Below are 254 nucleotides of genomic sequence, written 5' to 3' on the forward strand. Positions count from 1 at the left end.
AGCGTGTCCTCGTCGGGCACGCCGTATTCCTGCTTGCGCAACGACGCCTTGTAGTGATCGTCCGGCGTCTCGCCCACGCAGGCGATGAAGACGTGCTGCGATCCGGGGATCACCATCAGCGGGCCGTTGTTAGGCGTGTTTTCCGCCAGCAGCACCGACATCGACAGCGCGCGCATGCGCGGCATGCCATCCTCGGCGTGCCAGGTCTCGAAGTCGGAGTGCCAGTAGAACTCGCGGCCCTTGAACCCCGGCTT

Annotated in this window: 1 protein-coding gene; it reads right to left on the reverse strand. The window is 65.0% G+C overall.

Going from position 1 to position 254, the window contains the following annotated elements; translation table 11 throughout:
- Positions 1 to 254: phytanoyl-CoA dioxygenase family protein (locus ACYPYD_RS23005; RefSeq protein WP_459665755.1), on the reverse strand; the 254-nt coding region annotated here is incomplete at both ends.

This window comes from Novosphingobium sp. 11B (genome assembly GCF_054589055.1).